Genomic DNA, 15,493 nt, shown 5'->3' with positions numbered 1-15,493 from the left:
TCAGCTGGGGCGGGAGCTGCGATAAACGGAAACACCCAGCTCGCGGATTTTCTTGCGCAGGGTATTTCGGTTCAGGCCGAGAAGATCGGCAGCCTTGATCTGGTTGCCGCGCGTGGCAGTCAACGCAGCTAGAATCAGCGGATACTCCAGTTCGCGCAGCACGCGGTCATAAAGGCCGGGCGGCGGAAGGCCATCGCCGAAGCTGGCGAAATAGTCCCGCATGTTCTCCTCGACCGCCTGCGAGATGGTGAGTGAACCGGTGCGGACCGCCATCTTGTCGAGCGGGCTGTCGGGGACATCCGACTGCAATTCCTGCTCGATGATCTCGCGGGTGATGACTTCCTGCGGATAAAGCGCCATCAGGCGGCGGATCAGGTTTTCCAGCTCGCGCACGTTGCCCGGCCAGGCATAGGCCTTCATGACTTCAAGAGCTTCGGTCTCGAAACGCTTCCCTTCCAGGCCTTCCTTCTCGCCCGTCTGGATGAAATGGCGAACCAGATCGGGAATATCTTCGGCGCGGTCCCGCAGAGGTGGCAGGCGCAACGGCACCACGTTCAGGCGATAATAGAGGTCCTCGCGGAACAGGCCCTGATTGATCGACTGTTTCAGGTCCTTGTTGGTTGCCGCGACGATACGGACATCAGTGCGGATCGGCGTGCGTCCGCCGACCGTCGTATATTCACCCTGCTGCAATACGCGCAGCAGGCGCGTCTGGGCGTCCATCGGCATGTCGCCGATTTCATCGAGGAAGAGCGTGCCGCCCTCGGCCTGTTCGAAACGCCCGGTGGAGCGGTTCTGGGCACCCGTGAAGGCGCCTTTCTCATGGCCGAAGAGTTCGGATTCAATCAGGTCACGCGGGATTGCCGCCATGTTGATGGCGACGAACGGACCGTTGCGGCGCTTGCCATAATCATGCAGCGCGCGCGCCACCAGTTCCTTACCCGTACCGGATTCACCCGTGATCATCAGCGTCAGGTCGGTCTGCATGAGGCGGGCAAGAACACGGTAGATTTCCTGCATCGCCGCCGAACGACCCACAAGCGGCATACCGTCCTGCATGTCGTCATCGAGCTTGGCCGGCTTGCGCTTCGGCTCGGAGAGTGCGCGGCCGATGATGGCGATCAGTTCTGTCAGGTCGAAGGGCTTGGGCAGGTAATCGTAGGCACCCTTTTCCGAGGCCTTGATGGCGGTCATGAAGGTGTTCTGAGCGCTCATGACGAGAACGGGAAGGTCCGGACGGGCTTTCTTGATGCGCGGCAGAAGGTCGAAGGCGTTCTCATCGGGCATGACGACATCGGTGACGACAAGATCGCCCTCACCTGCCGAAACCCAGCGCCAGAGCGTTGCAGCATTGGAGGTGATGCGCACGTCATAACCGGCGCGGCTCAGCGCCTGGTTGAGCACCGTGCGGATTGCGGCATCATCATCGGCGACGAGGATCGTAGCTGTCATTGGTCATTCCCTGTCGTGTTCGGCAAAGTGCTGTCGTCGAGCGCCACTTCCGGCGAGACGGGCATCAATACGCGGAAAGTCGTGCGGTGGTTCTGGCTGTCGCATTCGACAATGCCGCCATGGGCGCCGATCAGCTTGGCGACAAGCGCCAGACCGAGGCCCGAACCATTCGTCTTGGTGGTGATGAACGGATCGAAAAGATGCGGCAAGAGATCGGCGGGTACGCCCGGGCCATTGTCATGCACGCAGAATTCCAGCGGAAGCGAGATGCGCTCCCGGCTGCCGGCAACCGATAGTCGGATCCCGGGACGATAGGCGGTCGTCAGCACGATCTCGCCATCCGACTGATTGGCCACAGCTTCGGCCGCATTCTTGACCAGGTTGAGGAAGACCTGCACCAGCTGGTCGCGGTTGGCGTAGACCGGCGGCAGCGACGGGTCGTAATTTTCCGATATCTTGATGTTACGGGCGAAACCGGCCTTGGCGATCGCCTTTACATGATCGAGAACCGAATGGATGTTGACCGGCACGCGATCCACCGGTCGCTCGTCGGAAAACACCTCCATGCGGTCGACCAGCGAAACGATGCGATCCGTCTCGTCACAGATCAGCCGGGTCAGCGCCCGGTCCTCATCCGCAACCGAGGTCTCCAGAAGCTGGGCCGCGCCGCGAATGCCCGAGAGAGGGTTCTTGATCTCATGCGCGAGCATCGAGGCAAGGCCGGTGACGGAGCGGGCAGCAGCGCGATGGGTCAGCTGCCGGTCGATCTTGTCGGCCATAGACCGTTCCTGAAAGACGACGACGACCGATCCAGGCTCGCTGACGACGGGCGCGACATAAAGATCGACCAGCTTGTCCTGGCCGAGACGCGGCGAGCTCAGATCAACGCGATATTCATTGACCGGCGCGCGGCGCTCCCGCACCTGATCGATCAGGGCAAGCAGCGGGCTGCCGAAGGGGATGAAAGTGGAAACCCTATAGCGCGCGAGGTGGGAGGCGCTGGCGCCGAAAAAGGCTTCGGCTTCCCAGTTGGCGAAGGCGATAAAACCTTCGGCATCCACCAGAATTACGGGATTCTGCACCGCGTTCAGAACCGCCATGGCGAGCGGGTTCGCATCTGCAGGGCTGTGTTTATCAGCGCTCATGCGGCCTTCCTTGCGGCATCTTCGCCCGCATTTTCGCAAAGGGCGGAACGCAGCAGGTCTGCCACCTCCCCCGTCTCGCGCGATGTCATGATTTTTGCCTTGTCGGTCGTGGCGATACCTGGCGCGAAACGGTCGAGATACCAGCCGAGATGTTTGCGGGCATGCCGGAGGCCGGCTTCCCTTCCGTAAAATTCCAGCATCATCTCATAATGTTCGACGGCGATGGCGGGGATATCCTCTCGATGCGGCGCTGCATGCCCCGCGAGCACCGCCGGCAACCACGGCTGCCCCTGCGCGCCGCGACCGACCATGACGGCGTCCGCACCCGACCGCCGCAGAATTTCGCGTGCATCTTCCGCCGTCTCGACGTCACCATTGGCGATCAGCGGCACGGAGATCACCTCACGCACGGCGCGGATGGCATCCCAATCCGCCCGACCCTCGTAAAACTGCATGCGGGTACGACCGTGAATGGTAATAAGGCGAACGCCTGCTGCTTCGGCGCGCCGAGCTATATCAGGTGCGTTAATGCTGTTTTCATCCCAGCCGAGCCGCATCTTCAAGGTCACCGGCACATCGACCGCATTGACAGTCGCCTCGATCAGCGAAAGCGCGTGATCGGGATCCCGCATCAGCGCCGAGCCTGAATAACCGCCCGTCACCTTCTTGGCAGGACAGCCCATATTGATATCGATGATACCGGCGCCATTGTCAGCAGCGATCTTCGCCGCTTCGGCCATGAAATGCGCCTCGCGCCCCGCAAGCTGCACCATGTGCGGAACCATGCCTGCATTTTTCAGCCGCGCCCAGGATTCCCCGCGATTGGCAACAAGCTCCCGGCTTGCCACCATTTCCGTCACCACGAGGCCCGCTCCATAACGCCAGGCGAGCTGTCGGAACGGCAGATCCGTCACGCCCGACATGGGCGCCAGCACAGCCCGATTACGGATCGTGACTGAGCCGATGCTGAACGGTTCTGACAACTCCGGAAGGGCCAAATGATGATCTTTCATGCAGAAGGGTTATTTGCATTATTTTTAGACAGTGTTTGCGCAGTTGCCAAGCACTTTTAGAACGTTGCACCTTTTATTTGCTGAGCAGCTGCCTGCCTGTTTTGCTGTCGGCGGCAAATTGTGCAGCTTCGAAAGCGCAGCAACGTCATCTCCTGCGCTTTGCGGGGCTGATGCCCGCCTTATCGGGCTGGCCATCCGGGTTTTGAAACGCTAGAGCATGACTGTCAACCACGAAGGGTTGCACGCAAAGCATACGACCAATGCAGGAACGTACTATGAAACTCGGCATCGTCATCGTGGCCGCGGGACGCGGGGAAAGAGCCGGCTCTCCCGAGGAGGGTCCGAAACAATATCGTCCGATCGGCGGCAAGGCTGTGATCGAGCACACTTTGTCGACGTTCCTCCAGTGGAAGAACGCTTCCCATATCGTCGTCGTGCACCATGCGGACGATACGGCGCTGCTCACTCCGGTTCTCCAGCGACTTGATGCCGGGGAGCGCGTCACCACGGTTATTGGCGGCGTGACACGGCAGCAGTCTGTTCTGGCAGGGCTGGAGGCGCTTTCCCGCCATGGCCTGAGCCACGTAATGATCCACGACGCGGTGCGGCCTTTCGTTTCCGTCGATATGCTTGAACGTATTGTCACCCTGCACCGGGAGGGTGCGGGCGGTGTTCTACCCGCCCTGCCCGTCACTGACACGCTGAAACGCGGCGCGGGCAATCGTGTCACCGACACGGTTTCGAGACAGGGCCTTTATGCCGCACAGACCCCACAGAGTTTCGACTATGCCGACATCCTCGCCGCGCATCGCGCTGCTGCCGCCTCGGGAAAATCGGATTTTACCGATGACGCGTCAATTGCCGAATGGGCGGGGCTGGCAGTAACATTGACCGAAGGTTCGGTCGATAATGTGAAACTCACTCTCAAGCGGGATATCGCCATGGCCGATGAAAAGCTCTCTCATGCAATGCCGGACGTGCGCACCGGGAACGGCTACGACGTACACCAGCTGGAGGCCGGCGAAGGCGTGACGCTGTGCGGCATATTCATCGAGCATGATCAGAAGCTCAAAGGTCATTCGGATGCGGACGTTGCGCTGCATGCGCTGACGGATGCCTTGCTTGCGACCTGCGGCGCTGGCGACATCGGTGACCATTTCCCTCCTTCCGATCCGCAATGGAAAGGAGCTCCTTCCCGCATATTTCTGGAGCACGCGGCGAAAGTGGTGCGCGACAATGGCGGCACGATCATGAATGCCGATGTCTCGCTGATCGCCGAAGCGCCGCGCATCGGGCCGCATCGGCAGGCCATGCGGGAAGCGCTCTCCGACATGCTCGGCATCTCGCTGGAGCGTTGCTCGGTGAAGGCGACGACCAATGAAACCATCGGCTTCGTTGGTCGCAGGGAGGGGATTGCAGCAATCGCCACCGCCACGGTCGTTTACAGGGGCAGACCGCTATGAGCTTGTTTCCAGCGGATATTGAAGGGCTCGCACGGCAGATCATTGCTGATTTTGCAGCAGACGGTCTCATGGTCTCGACCGCGGAAAGCTGCACGGGCGGCCTGATCGCGGGTGCGTTGACGGAGATTTCGGGCTCCTCGGCGGTGGTCGACCGCGGTTTTGTCACCTATACGAACGAGGCCAAGATGGACATGCTCGGCGTTGGCGCTGAAACGCTGACGGGCTTTGGCGCGGTCTCGCGGCAAACCGCACTGCAGATGGCGCACGGCGCCCTGTTCCGGTCACGCGCCGATTTCGCGGTTGCCGTTACCGGCATTGCCGGTCCGGGGGGTGGATCCGCCGAAAAGCCGGTGGGTCTCGTTCATCTGGCCGCCAAGGCCCGTCACGGCCGGAGCCTGCATCAGGAAATGCATTATGGCGAGATCGGCCGCACGGACATCCGTCTTGCAACGGTCAGGACGGCGCTCGAGATGCTGATCGCCCTCCGTCAGGCGGGATTGGTGTAGATCTTGTCGGCGCGGGTCTCGAAAGCTTCTGCGAACATGCGGAAGGCACGGTCGAACATGGACCCCATGACTGCGCCCAAGAGGCGGTTCTTGAACTCGTATTCGATGAAAAAATGCACGTTGGAGCCGCCCTCGGCAGCATCGAAACGCCAGCGATTGTCGAGATATTTGAACGGCCCGTCGATATATTTGACGTCGATGGCCCGTTCCGCGGGATTGAGCAGAACCTGCGTGGTGAAGGTCTCGCGAATGGCCTTGTAACCCACGGTCATATCCGCCACCAGCAGCGTCTTGCCATCGCGCTCCTTGCGGGAGCGCACGGTAAGTGCTTCGCATAAGGGCAGGAACTGCGGATACTTCTCCACATCGGCGACGAGGTCGTACATGCGGTCCGGCGAGTGTTTTACAAAACGATGCGTTTCGAACTTGGGCATGAGCGGCAGTTAATCCTCGATGTGCAGAAGATCAAGAAGGCGGCGGAGTTGTTTTCGGCTTTTCAGCTGCCATACCGGCACATCCGGCCCATAGAGGTCGAAATTCTGCTCGAAAAGTGGTCCGTGTCGCCGCTCGAAATTCCAGATATAGCGCAGGAATTCGCGGTCCAGTCGCTCAGGGCAGCCCTGCGCCATTTCCGGTCGCGCCTTGCCGTAGCCTTTCACGATTCGGCTGGTGGCACCCCAGAGACAGAGCCAGCGCGGCATGCGAACCCAGATCACGATATCGGTTCTCGGCAGACGCAGATCAAACGACGAGGGATTGCTGCCATCCATCAACCACCGCTCGCCCGCAACGAAGTCCGCGATCCTTTCACGCTGTTCCGCACGCGGGCGCAGTTGCCAGCCCGGCAGCCAGAAAATTTCCCGGTCCATCGAGATATATTCCAGTCCAAAGCGCCGCACGAGCTTGCGCGAGAGCGTGGACTTGCCACCGCCGGAACAGCCGACGATCATGATGCGTTGCGCGCCAGCGATGATGGCGGCCGCATCATCCGCCTTTTCGAGGTAGTTCGGCATATTCTGAGCCCCATTCGAGCGCTGCGCGTCCCTCTGCCGTCTGGCGATCGCTTTCAATCGATATCCGGGTGGCGCATGGCAGTTACGGAAAATTGACTATTGCAACCCCTTACGGGGGATTGCTATTTATTTGCGACTAATATTACACCCATTGGATGCAACGGCGCTGGAAGCTCCCTATTTCGCCCAGCCTATTCATCCTTGGGTTCAGACCCGATACATAACCGCTTTGAGCCACTGAGTGAGCCGATGGACGATTTTTCCAACATCATCAACCTTCTCGAATCCGCCAAACAGCTTGCATCGATGAACGGCATGCCTGTGCTCGCCTATCTGATCGACGTCGCCAAATGCGAGGCGAGAGAAAACAAGCCGGTTCTGCGCAAGCGCAAGCGCGGCGAATCGACCGCCAAGGAAGACTGTTAATTGCCGGCGCCTGGCCGACCGATAAAGCCGGCTGGCCCAATCTTCAAGACAATGTCATAATCACCCAATGAAACCGGCCGCTTTTCCAGGCGGCCGTTTCTTTGCCCAATGGAAACGACAGCGTCATGACAGCCGCATCAGCCGACATCAGAACCTACAGACAGGAAAGACCGAAGGAGCGACACGCATTCGTTCAAATCGTTCTGCCGTTCTCGGGTTGCCTGCGTATCGATGTGGCAGGACGGCAAGATGAGTTGTCCATCGGGCGCGGCGTCTTTATCCACCGCGATCTTCCGCATACCCAGGAAGCCACGGCCATCAATCATTCGCTGGTGGTGGATATCGATGAATGCGTTATTCCCGAACAGACGCTTGAAAAATTCGCTCACGCGCCTTTTCTCGATATTGCGCCTGAGACACGTCAATTAATCGCCTATATGCGCAGCCTGGTTGCAACGGATGGACGCCGTGACGATATTGCAGCCATTTGGGCGCCGCTGCTGGTTGACAGCCTTGTCAACAACAAGCGCGATATGCGCCAGCGCCTGCAAAAGCTGAGCGGGGTCGTGAGGGCCGAGCCCTTCTTTCCGTGGACGATCGAGATGCTGGCCTCTTGCATGACGCTCAGCGACAGCCGCCTGCATGCGCTGTTTCTTGAAGAATTCGGTCTTCCCCCGCATCGGTGGCTGTCCGGGTTGCGCATGGAGAAGGTGTGCGCCCTGCTCAGCAACTCCGTCATGCCGATTTCCGAAATCGCGCTTAGGGCCGGTTTTTCCGACCAGACGGCGCTGACACGGGCCATGCGCCTCGCGGTGGGAGAGACCCCCGCCGCGTATCGCCGCCGCCACGGCATTCATTAGAACCGTTCACATTCGTCAGGAGTTTTTGTCAAGACAGCCGCAACCGCCTGTGGCACATCGCTGACAAATGTGAATGCGGATGTGATGGACATGAACAGGACTGGTCTCGGTGTTTTTTACGGCATAATGGCGGGTGCGCTCTGGGGCGGGATATTTCTCGCTCCGAAACTCGTGCCGGATTTTTCCGCCCTGCAGCTTTCCACGGCGCGCTACCTGACCTATGGGCTGATTTCGCTGGCCATCATCGGGCCACGCCTCAAACAAGTGTCGGCGCGGTTTGGCGCGCGCGAATGGTTGGCGCTTGGCTGGCTGAGCATGATCGGCAACATCGCCTACTATGTTTTCATCTCGACCGCGGTGAAATTGAGCGGCGTCGCCTTCACCTCAATCATCATCGGCTTCCTGCCTGTTGCCGTTACCATCATCGGCAGTCGCGACCACGGCGCCGTATCGCTGAAGCGGCTGTGGCCGTCGCTTGCCTTCGGCGCGATAGGCATTCTCGGCATCTCATGGCAGTCGCTGACGGAAAACGATGCGGGTATGGATATTTCTCGTGTCATCGGCCTTGCCTGCGCGCTCGGGGCGTTGACTTCATGGACGGCTTTTGCCGTAGGCAATGCCCGCTGGCTTTCGCGCCTTCACGATGTGAGCGCCGATGACTGGAACATGATGACGGGTGTAGTGACCGGCGGGCTTGCGCTGGCGCTCGCCATCCCCGCCTTCGCACTGGGTGGAGAAAGCCACAGCACGGGCGACTGGCTGTATTTCGCCGCCATCGCCGCCGGGCTCGGCTTCACCGCGTCCATCCTCGGCAATGCCTTCTGGAACCGTATGAGCCGCATGCTGCCGCTTACCATGGTTGGGCAGATGATCCTGTTTGAAACGCTGTTTGCGCTGCTTTACGGTTTTCTCTGGGAAGGGCGTGGCCCGACGCTGGTCGAGGTCCTGGCGATCTGCTCGGTCGTGCTGAGCGTCGTGCTCTGCATGCGGGCGCACAGGCCTGAAAAGGTTGCGGCGTGATCGGCCTGAGGGTCAAGACTATTGTATTGATCCACAGGCGCCGCGTCTCACGCACCGTCATCCTCGGGAATATCCCAAGGATCTAATCACCCATTGTCATTTCCATAGGTTGCAGATGCTCGGGGCAGGCCCGAGCATGACGATGGTGAGAACATGAAGACTTCAAATCTCAATGCCGTATTGGCGAACCTTTGCGTCGCTTACTCCGCAGCCGCCAGCAGCTTCTTTTCGCGTGCCGCACGCAGGCGTTCGAAATCGTCACCGGCATGGTGGGAAGAACGGGTCAGCGGGCTCGACGAAACCATCAGGAAGCCCTTGGTGTAAGCCACCGTCTCGTAGGACTTGAATTCCTCCGGCGTCACGAAAGCCTCGACCTTGTGGTGCTTGCGGGTGGGCTGCAGGTACTGGCCGATGGTCAGGAAGTCGACGTCAGCGCTGCGCAGATCGTCCATCAGCTGCAGCACTTCATTGCGCTCTTCACCGAGGCCAACCATGATGCCCGACTTGGTGAACATGGTCGGATCGAGTTCCTTCACCCGTTGCAGAAGGCGCACCGAGTGGAAATAGCGCGCACCCGGGCGGACCGTGAGGTAGTTGCCCGGAACCGTTTCCAGATTATGGTTGAAGACGTCGGGCTTTGCGGCAACGACACGTTCCAGCGCGCCGGGCTTCTTCAGGAAGTCGGGCGTGAGGATTTCGATTGTGGTCGTCGGAGAGGCTGCGCGGATCGCCCAGATCACCTTTTCGAAATGTTCAGCACCGCCATCGGCGAGATCGTCACGGTCGACGGAGGTGATGACGACGTGGGAAAGTCCCATCTGCTTGACGGCCTTGGCGACATTTTCCGGCTCATTCATGTCGAGCGGATTGGGCTTGCCGGTCGCGACGTTGCAGAAGGCGCAGGCACGGGTGCATATTTCACCCATGATCATGAAGGTCGCGTGCTTCTTGTCCCAGCACTCGCCGATATTTGGACAGCCGGCTTCCTCGCACACGGTCACCAGCTTGTGGCTGCGCACCAGTTCGCGCGTCTCGTGGTAACCCTTGGAGGTCGGCGCCTTGACGCGGATCCATTCGGGCTTGCGCATCACCTCGGTATCAGGCTTGTGCGCCTTTTCCGGGTGGCGGATACGCTTTTCGTCAGACGACGTCCTGTCGAGAATAGTGACCATAAAAACCTGCTTCCATCGCCCTTGGCGATCCAGACATCTTTGGTGCGATGCTTTAGAACAATTCCAGAAAAAGCGTAAGCCCCTTCCGGTCACGACGCCCTGTCAGCGCCGCACGAGCTTAGCCACGAACAGCAACAGGCTTGCGCCGATGAAGGCGGTAACGAAATAACCGAGCCTGCTATCCTGCACGAAAACATCGAAGGTTCGCAGCACCGCAACAGCAACCACCGACCCGACAATGCCAAGGACAATGTTCATGAAAATGCCGAAACGCATGTCCATGAGCTTGCCCGCAAGCCAGCCGGCGAGACCGCCGATGATGATTGCTGCAATCCAGCCTACACTTTCCATTCCCACGCTCCCTGAAATAACAGCCCGCCTTAAGGCTGTATCGAGACATATGGGACACCCGGCATGGTTAGACAATGCCGGGCATCACGCGGCACTTATGCGTTCAGCACACGTCCATAGGCATCGAGTACGCTTTCCTTCATCGATTCCGAAATGGTCGGATGCGGGAAGATCGTGTGCATCAAATCTTCTTCTGTCGTCTCCAGATTCATGGCGACGACAAAGCCCTGGATGAGTTCGGTCACTTCCGCCCCGACCATATGCGCGCCAAGCAGCTCGCCGGTCTTCTTGTCGAAGATGGTCTTGACCATGCCCTGATCTTCACCCAGCGCGACCGCCTTCCCGTTCGCCGCAAAGGAGAAGCGACCGACGCGGATATCGCGGCCCTGTTCCTTGGCCTTGGCTTCGGTGAGACCGACAGAAGCGACCTGCGGGTTGCAATAGGTGCAGCCGGGAATCTTCAGCTTGTCCATCGGGTGGACATTCGGCAGACCGGCGATCTTTTCGACGCAGATGACAGCCTCGTGCTCAGCCTTGTGGGCAAGCAGCGGCGGACCCGCGACATCGCCGATGGCGTAGATGCCGGGAACGTTGGTCTTGCCGTAACCGTCGATGACGATGAAGCCGCGATCGGTCTTCACACCGGCAGCTTCGAGGCCGATGCCTTCGATATTGGCAACGACTCCGACGGCGGAGATCATGCGATCAGCCGTGATCTTTTCGGAAGAACCGTCCTTCTTCTCCAGCGTCGCGGTGATGGAGTTTGCGCCCTTCTCCACCTTCGAAACCTTGGTTTCCAGATGGATCTTCATGCCCTGCTTTTCGAGTTGCTTCTTGGCGAAGGTGGATATTTCCGCATCTTCGACAGGCATGACCTGGCTCATGATTTCGACAACGGTCACGTCCACGCCCATGGTGCGGTAGAAGCTGGCGAATTCGATGCCAATCGCGCCGGAGCCCATGACGAGCAGCGACTTCGGCATTTCTTCCGGCTTCATTGCCTCGAAATAGGTCCAGATCAGCTTGCCATCGGGCTCAATGCCGGGCAGCGCGCGCGGGCGGGCGCCCGTGGCGACGATGATGTGCTTGGCGGTGTACGTGCCCTCACCCAGCGTGTTCTTCGGAACCGGACCCTGCGGCTGCACCACCGGCTTGGTGGACTTGCCGACCACGATTTCGCCCGGCCTGGTGATCTTGGCTTCACCCCAGATGATATCGACCTTGTTCTTCTTGAACAGGAAACCGACGCCATTGTTCATGCGGGCTGCAATGCCGCGCGAGCGCGCCACGATTGCCTTGACGTCAGGCTTGATCGAGCCTTCCAGCGTCAGGCCGTACTCCTTGGCGTGGGTGGCGGTGTGCATGACATCGGCTGTGCGCAGCAGCGCCTTGGTGGGAATGCAGCCCCAGTTGGAGCAGATGCCGGCCAGATGCTCACGCTCCACGACGGCAACCTTCATGCCGAGCTGGGCTGCGCGGATCGCGGCAATGTAACCGCCCGGTCCCGAACCGATGATGATGACGTCATATGATTGAGCCATTGGAAATCCTGCCTTGTCCTATCGGGTCGCGAGCAGCGCCACGACCGGGAATTGTTCTTAAAGTCCGAGCATCATGCGGACGACGGGCTCCAGCCCCCGCCCGATGGCCCGCGTATTTTCAGCATCGAGATGAACGCCATCCACCGGCGTCGTTCGGGCGACGGAACCCGCATCGAAAAAGCCGCAATCAAGCTCGTCGGCCAGATCCCGATAAACGGACGCCAGCATCGCCGATTCATCGATCGCATCGCGAAAGATCGCGCCCATGAACGGATTGGCCGTCTCACACAGCTGCGGCGGTGCGACGATCAGCACGTCAGGCGCCTCCCAGTCCGGCACCTGCCAGATGTGGTTGCGCGTGAGCTTCACCAGCCGTTCGACACCCTTCATGGCAACGATCGCCGATCCATGGATTGACGGTTTCAGGTCGTTGGTGCCGAGCATTATAATCACCAGATCCAGCGGCGCATGGCTGTGCAACAACGTCGGAAGAACCCGCGCGCCGTTGCGATCGCAATCGGCGGTGTTGTCGTCATAGGCGGTGGTGCGACCACCCAGACCTTCGTGAATCACATGCACGTCAGGACCGAGCGCCTTCTGCAAGACGCTCGGCCAAAGATCGTCATGGCTGTGCCGGCCACCCGTTTCCGCATTTGATCCCCAGGTTAGGGAATCGCCAAAGCAGAGGACCGACTTCACCATCTCACTCTCCGATCAAACCAGCATGCCCATCGGGTTTTCGATGTAGCGCTTGAAGGCGCCGATCAGTTCGGCTCCGAGCGCGCCATCGACGCAACGGTGGTCGGTGGAGAGCGTGACCGTCATGACGTTGGCGATCTTGATCTCGCCATTCTTGACGACAGCGCGTTCTTCACCCGCGCCGACCGCCAGGATGGTGGCATGCGGCGGGTTGATGACGGCGGAGAAGCTTTTCACGCCCATCATGCCCATGTTGGACACGGCGGTCGTGCCACCCTGATATTCCTCGGGCTTCAGCTTGCGCTCTTTCGCGCGCTTGCCGTAGTCCTTCATCTCGTTGGAGATGGTGGAGAGCGACTTCTGTTCGGCCTTGCGGATGATCGGCGTGATCAGGCCACCCGGAATGGAAACGGCGACGCCGACATCCGAATGCTTGTGCTTGACCATGGCGCTCTCCGTCCAGGAGACGTTGGCGTCGGGCACGTCACGAAGGGCCAGCGCCAGCGCCTTGATGACCATGTCGTTGACCGACAGCTTGTAGGCCGGCTTGCCGTCCTTTTCAGGGGCAGCGGCGTTGAGCTGGGCGCGCAGCGCCAGAAGCGTATCCAGTTCGCAATCGACCGAAACGTAGAAATGCGGAACGGTCTGCTTGGATTCGACCAGACGCTTGGCAATGACCTTGCGCATGCCGTCATGCGGCACGAGCTCATAGGAGCCTTCTTCGAACAGCTTGAGAATGGCTTCGTCCGACTGGCCCTTGGCAAGCGCCGGAGCCGGTGTGCCTGCGGATGCAGCAGCGGCGGGAGCAGCCTTTGCACCGCCGGAAGCAGCAGCTTTTTCGACGTCGGTCTTGACGATACGGCCATGCGGGCCGGAACCGGAAACGGCCGAAAGGTCGAGACCGGCTTCCTTGGCGAGACGACGTGCCAACGGCGAAGCGAAGATGCGCTCGCCGGACTTGGAAACCGGCGCTGGCGTGGACGAGGCAGCGGTCTGGTCGGCAACCGGCTTTTCAGCCTTCGCCGGGGCAGCCTCTTCCTTCGGCGCTTCCGCCTTGACGGCGTCCTGCTTGGGGGCCTCCGTCTTTGCCTCAGCCTTGGCGGGAGCGGCATCGCCGCCCTTTGCCGCCTCGGCCACATCTTCGCCATCGGCGGCGAGGATTGCGATGAGGGCATTGACCTTGACGGCTTCCGTGCCGGCCGGAACGACCAGCTTGGCAACGGTGCCTTCGTCGACGGCTTCCACTTCCATGGTCGCCTTATCGGTCTCGATCTCGGCGATCACGTCACCGGGTGCGACCTTGTCGCCTTCCTTGACCAGCCACTTGGCCAGATTGCCCTCTTCCATCGTGGGGGAAAGGGCAGGCATGGTGATGTTTATCGGCATCGAAACGCCTCCCCTTACTTGTAGCAGACGGTTTTGACGGCCTGAACGACTTCATCGACGTTGGGCAGAGCCAGCTTTTCGAGGTTCGCCGCGTAGGGCATCGGAACGTCCTTGCCGGCAATCGTCAGGATCGGCGCGTCGAGATAATCGAAAGCAGCGCGCTGGACCTGGTTGGAGATGAAGTCACCGACCGATGACTGCGGGAAGCCTTCTTCGACAGTGACGAGACGACCTGTCTTTTTCACCGATTCGATAACGGTCGGCAGGTCCATCGGGCGGATGGTGCGCAGGTCGATCAGTTCGACGTCGATGCCGAGCTTTTCGAGTTCCGCAACAGCCTTCACCGCATAGGTCATGCCGATGCCGAAGGAAACGATGGTTGCGTCCTTGCCCTTGCGATGAATGCGCGCCTTGCCGATCGGCAGCACGAAATCATCGAGCTTCGGCACTTCGAAGCTCTGGCCGTAGAGAATTTCGTTCTCGAGGAAGATGACCGGGTTCGGATCGCGGATGGCGGCCTTCAAAAGACCCTTCGCATCGGCAGCCGTATAGGGCATGACGACCTTGAGGCCCGGAATATGGCTGTACCATGCGGCGTAACATTGCGAATGCTGGGCCGCAACGCGGGCAGCAGCACCCGAAGGACCACGGAACACCATCGGCGCGCCCATCTGGCCGCCCGACATGTACAGGGTCTTCGCTGCCGAGTTGACGATCTGGTCGATCGCCTGCATGGCGAAGTTGAAGGTCATAAATTCGACGATCGGCTTCAGGCCGGTCATGGCTGCGCCGACGCCGATGCCGGCAAAGCCGTGTTCGGTGATCGGGGTGTCGATGACGCGGCGCTCGCCGAATTCCTGCAGCAGGCCCTGGGTAATCTTGTAGGCGCCCTGATATTCGGCGACTTCTTCACCCATGATGAAGACTTTTTCATCTGCGCGCATTTCTTCGGCCATGGCGTCACGCAGCGCTTCACGCACCGTCGTCATCACCATTTCGGTGCCTTCCGGAATGTCCGGGTCAGCGGCAACGTCGATCTTGGGCGCTGCCGGAACCTTCGCGGCTTCCTTGGAAGCGCTCGGCTCTTCGGTCGCTTCGCGGGTTTTGCCGCCAGCGGCATCAGAACCGGAATTGGCAGCTTCGGCCTTCGGCTCTTCCTTCTTGGCAGAGGAAGAGATGTCGTCGGCGCTTTCGCCTTCCTGGATGAGCACGGCGATCGGGGTGTTGACCTTGACGCCTTCGGTGCCTGCATCGATCAGCAGCTTGCCGATGACGCCTTCATCCACGGCTTCCACTTCCATGGTCGCCTTGTCGGTTTCGATTTCCGCGATCACGTCGCCGGAGGTGACCTTGTCGCCTTCCTTTTTAAGCCATTTGGAAAGCGTGCCTTCCTCCATGGTCGGGGAAAGGGCGGGCATAAGAATTTCTACAGGCATGGGTTTCCCT

At 60.0% G+C, this 15,493-nt stretch carries 16 protein-coding genes; 5 read left to right on the top strand and 11 right to left on the bottom strand.

The genetic code is table 11. The annotated features are described in order from the left end of the window. Genes ntrC through dusB form a run of 3 tightly spaced genes read right to left on the bottom strand, consistent with a single transcriptional unit; the run spans position 1 to position 3,610 of the window. Positions 1-1,452: a nitrogen regulation protein NR(I) gene (gene ntrC, locus K7A42_RS20205; protein ID WP_004441656.1), complete on the bottom strand. Its 1,452-nt coding sequence runs from the start codon at positions 1,450-1,452 to the stop codon at positions 1-3. After that, on the bottom strand, positions 1,449-2,597 hold the full coding sequence (locus K7A42_RS20200) for a two-component system sensor histidine kinase NtrB (protein WP_004441645.1): 1,149 nt from the start codon (positions 2,595-2,597) through the stop codon (positions 1,449-1,451). Before K7A42_RS20200 ends, ntrC begins: the two co-directional genes overlap by 4 nt. Beyond that, complete coding sequence (dusB, locus tag K7A42_RS20195; RefSeq protein ID WP_282455756.1) at positions 2,594-3,610, bottom strand: tRNA dihydrouridine synthase DusB; 1,017 nt, start codon at positions 3,608-3,610, stop codon at positions 2,594-2,596. Before dusB ends, K7A42_RS20200 begins: the two co-directional genes overlap by 4 nt. A 275-nt stretch (positions 3,611-3,885) precedes the next feature. Here dusB and K7A42_RS20190 point away from each other — a divergent pair, with 275 nt between their 5' ends. Then, entirely contained in the window at positions 3,886-5,073 is a 1,188-nt protein-coding gene (locus tag K7A42_RS20190; protein ID WP_107339700.1) for a bifunctional 2-C-methyl-D-erythritol 4-phosphate cytidylyltransferase/2-C-methyl-D-erythritol 2,4-cyclodiphosphate synthase, read from the top strand. Beyond that, a complete protein-coding gene (locus K7A42_RS20185; protein ID WP_004441636.1) occupies positions 5,070-5,579 on the top strand; it encodes a CinA family protein in 510 nt (169 codons plus the stop codon). The genes K7A42_RS20190 and K7A42_RS20185 overlap by 4 nt, the downstream gene beginning before the upstream one ends. Here the strand turns inward: K7A42_RS20185 and K7A42_RS20180 are convergent. Further along, positions 5,561-6,013, bottom strand: a complete 453-nt coding sequence (locus K7A42_RS20180) for a type II toxin-antitoxin system RatA family toxin (protein ID WP_004441633.1) — start codon at positions 6,011-6,013, stop codon at positions 5,561-5,563. The two genes, K7A42_RS20185 and K7A42_RS20180, sit on opposite strands and share 19 nt — an antisense overlap. A 9-nt stretch (positions 6,014-6,022) precedes the next feature. Further along, on the bottom strand, positions 6,023-6,592 hold the full coding sequence (locus K7A42_RS20175) for an AAA family ATPase (protein ID WP_072494354.1): 570 nt from the start codon (positions 6,590-6,592) through the stop codon (positions 6,023-6,025). Positions 6,593-6,841: 249 nt separating this feature from the next. On the opposite strand from K7A42_RS20175, the gene K7A42_RS20170 reads away from it, so the two are divergent. The 3 genes from K7A42_RS20170 (at position 6,842) to K7A42_RS20160 (ending at position 8,898) form a co-directional block, all read left to right on the top strand. After that, on the top strand, positions 6,842-7,018 hold the full coding sequence (locus tag K7A42_RS20170; protein WP_003496171.1) for a hypothetical protein: 177 nt from the start codon (positions 6,842-6,844) through the stop codon (positions 7,016-7,018). Between the two features lie 125 nt (positions 7,019-7,143). Next, the gene (locus tag K7A42_RS20165) at positions 7,144-7,878 is read left to right on the top strand and encodes a helix-turn-helix transcriptional regulator (protein ID WP_282455755.1); all 735 of its coding nucleotides are present in this window, start codon (positions 7,144-7,146) and stop codon (positions 7,876-7,878) included. Between the two features lie 90 nt (positions 7,879-7,968). After that, on the top strand, positions 7,969-8,898 hold the full coding sequence (locus tag K7A42_RS20160) for a DMT family transporter (protein ID WP_282455754.1): 930 nt from the start codon (positions 7,969-7,971) through the stop codon (positions 8,896-8,898). 200 nt (positions 8,899-9,098) lie between these two features. Here K7A42_RS20160 and lipA read toward each other — a convergent pair whose 3' ends face one another. The 6 genes from lipA to K7A42_RS20130 form a co-directional block, all read right to left on the bottom strand. Continuing rightward, positions 9,099-10,070 (bottom strand): lipoyl synthase, encoded by a 972-nt coding sequence (gene lipA, locus K7A42_RS20155; RefSeq protein ID WP_004441621.1) that lies wholly within the window; start codon positions 10,068-10,070, stop codon positions 9,099-9,101. A 102-nt stretch (positions 10,071-10,172) separates the two neighbouring features. Next, positions 10,173-10,421: a GlsB/YeaQ/YmgE family stress response membrane protein gene (locus tag K7A42_RS20150; protein WP_004441618.1), complete on the bottom strand. Its 249-nt coding sequence runs from the start codon at positions 10,419-10,421 to the stop codon at positions 10,173-10,175. Between the two features lie 95 nt (positions 10,422-10,516). After that, on the bottom strand, positions 10,517-11,962 hold the full coding sequence (gene lpdA / locus K7A42_RS20145; protein ID WP_282455753.1) for a dihydrolipoyl dehydrogenase: 1,446 nt from the start codon (positions 11,960-11,962) through the stop codon (positions 10,517-10,519). 57 nt (positions 11,963-12,019) lie between these two features. Then, complete coding sequence (locus K7A42_RS20140) at positions 12,020-12,664, bottom strand: SGNH/GDSL hydrolase family protein (protein ID WP_006697549.1); 645 nt, start codon at positions 12,662-12,664, stop codon at positions 12,020-12,022. Positions 12,665-12,676: 12 nt separating this feature from the next. Continuing rightward, positions 12,677-14,047 carry a pyruvate dehydrogenase complex dihydrolipoamide acetyltransferase gene (locus K7A42_RS20135; protein WP_282455752.1) on the bottom strand — a complete coding sequence of 457 codons (1,371 nt, stop codon included), beginning with the start codon at positions 14,045-14,047 and terminating at the stop codon, positions 12,677-12,679. 14 nt (positions 14,048-14,061) lie between these two features. Then, positions 14,062-15,483 (bottom strand): pyruvate dehydrogenase complex E1 component subunit beta, encoded by a 1,422-nt coding sequence (locus tag K7A42_RS20130; protein WP_035208868.1) that lies wholly within the window; start codon positions 15,481-15,483, stop codon positions 14,062-14,064. Positions 15,484-15,493: the final 10 nt, after the last annotated feature.

The sequence above is a fragment of the Agrobacterium sp. InxBP2 genome, from assembly GCF_026191755.1.
In the GTDB taxonomy this organism is placed as follows: Bacteria; Pseudomonadota; Alphaproteobacteria; order Rhizobiales; family Rhizobiaceae; genus Agrobacterium; species Agrobacterium pusense.
The sequence above is the reverse complement of the archived record's forward strand: the minus strand, read 5'-3'. Positions and strand labels throughout refer to the sequence as shown.

Excerpts from the sequence above, each read along its gene's own strand:
- ntrC (WP_004441656.1), bottom strand. The coding sequence starts at position 1,452 with ATGACAGCTACGATCCTCGTCGCCGATGATGATGCCGCAATCCGCACG.
- K7A42_RS20200 (WP_004441645.1), bottom strand. The coding sequence starts at position 2,597 with ATGAGCGCTGATAAACACAGCCCTGCAGATGCGAACCCGCTCGCCATG.
- dusB (WP_282455756.1), bottom strand. The coding sequence starts at position 3,610 with ATGAAAGATCATCATTTGGCCCTTCCGGAGTTGTCAGAACCGTTCAGC.
- K7A42_RS20190 (WP_107339700.1), top strand. The coding sequence starts at position 3,886 with ATGAAACTCGGCATCGTCATCGTGGCCGCGGGACGCGGGGAAAGAGCC.
- K7A42_RS20185 (WP_004441636.1), top strand. The coding sequence starts at position 5,070 with ATGAGCTTGTTTCCAGCGGATATTGAAGGGCTCGCACGGCAGATCATT.
- K7A42_RS20180 (WP_004441633.1), bottom strand. The coding sequence starts at position 6,013 with ATGCCCAAGTTCGAAACGCATCGTTTTGTAAAACACTCGCCGGACCGC.
- K7A42_RS20175 (WP_072494354.1), bottom strand. The coding sequence starts at position 6,592 with ATGCCGAACTACCTCGAAAAGGCGGATGATGCGGCCGCCATCATCGCT.
- K7A42_RS20170 (WP_003496171.1), top strand. The coding sequence starts at position 6,842 with ATGGACGATTTTTCCAACATCATCAACCTTCTCGAATCCGCCAAACAG.
- K7A42_RS20165 (WP_282455755.1), top strand. The coding sequence starts at position 7,144 with ATGACAGCCGCATCAGCCGACATCAGAACCTACAGACAGGAAAGACCG.
- K7A42_RS20160 (WP_282455754.1), top strand. The coding sequence starts at position 7,969 with ATGAACAGGACTGGTCTCGGTGTTTTTTACGGCATAATGGCGGGTGCG.
- lipA (WP_004441621.1), bottom strand. The coding sequence starts at position 10,070 with ATGGTCACTATTCTCGACAGGACGTCGTCTGACGAAAAGCGTATCCGC.
- K7A42_RS20150 (WP_004441618.1), bottom strand. The coding sequence starts at position 10,421 with ATGGAAAGTGTAGGCTGGATTGCAGCAATCATCATCGGCGGTCTCGCC.
- lpdA (WP_282455753.1), bottom strand. The coding sequence starts at position 11,962 with ATGGCTCAATCATATGACGTCATCATCATCGGTTCGGGACCGGGCGGT.
- K7A42_RS20140 (WP_006697549.1), bottom strand. The coding sequence starts at position 12,664 with ATGGTGAAGTCGGTCCTCTGCTTTGGCGATTCCCTAACCTGGGGATCA.
- K7A42_RS20135 (WP_282455752.1), bottom strand. The coding sequence starts at position 14,047 with ATGCCGATAAACATCACCATGCCTGCCCTTTCCCCCACGATGGAAGAG.
- K7A42_RS20130 (WP_035208868.1), bottom strand. The coding sequence starts at position 15,483 with ATGCCTGTAGAAATTCTTATGCCCGCCCTTTCCCCGACCATGGAGGAA.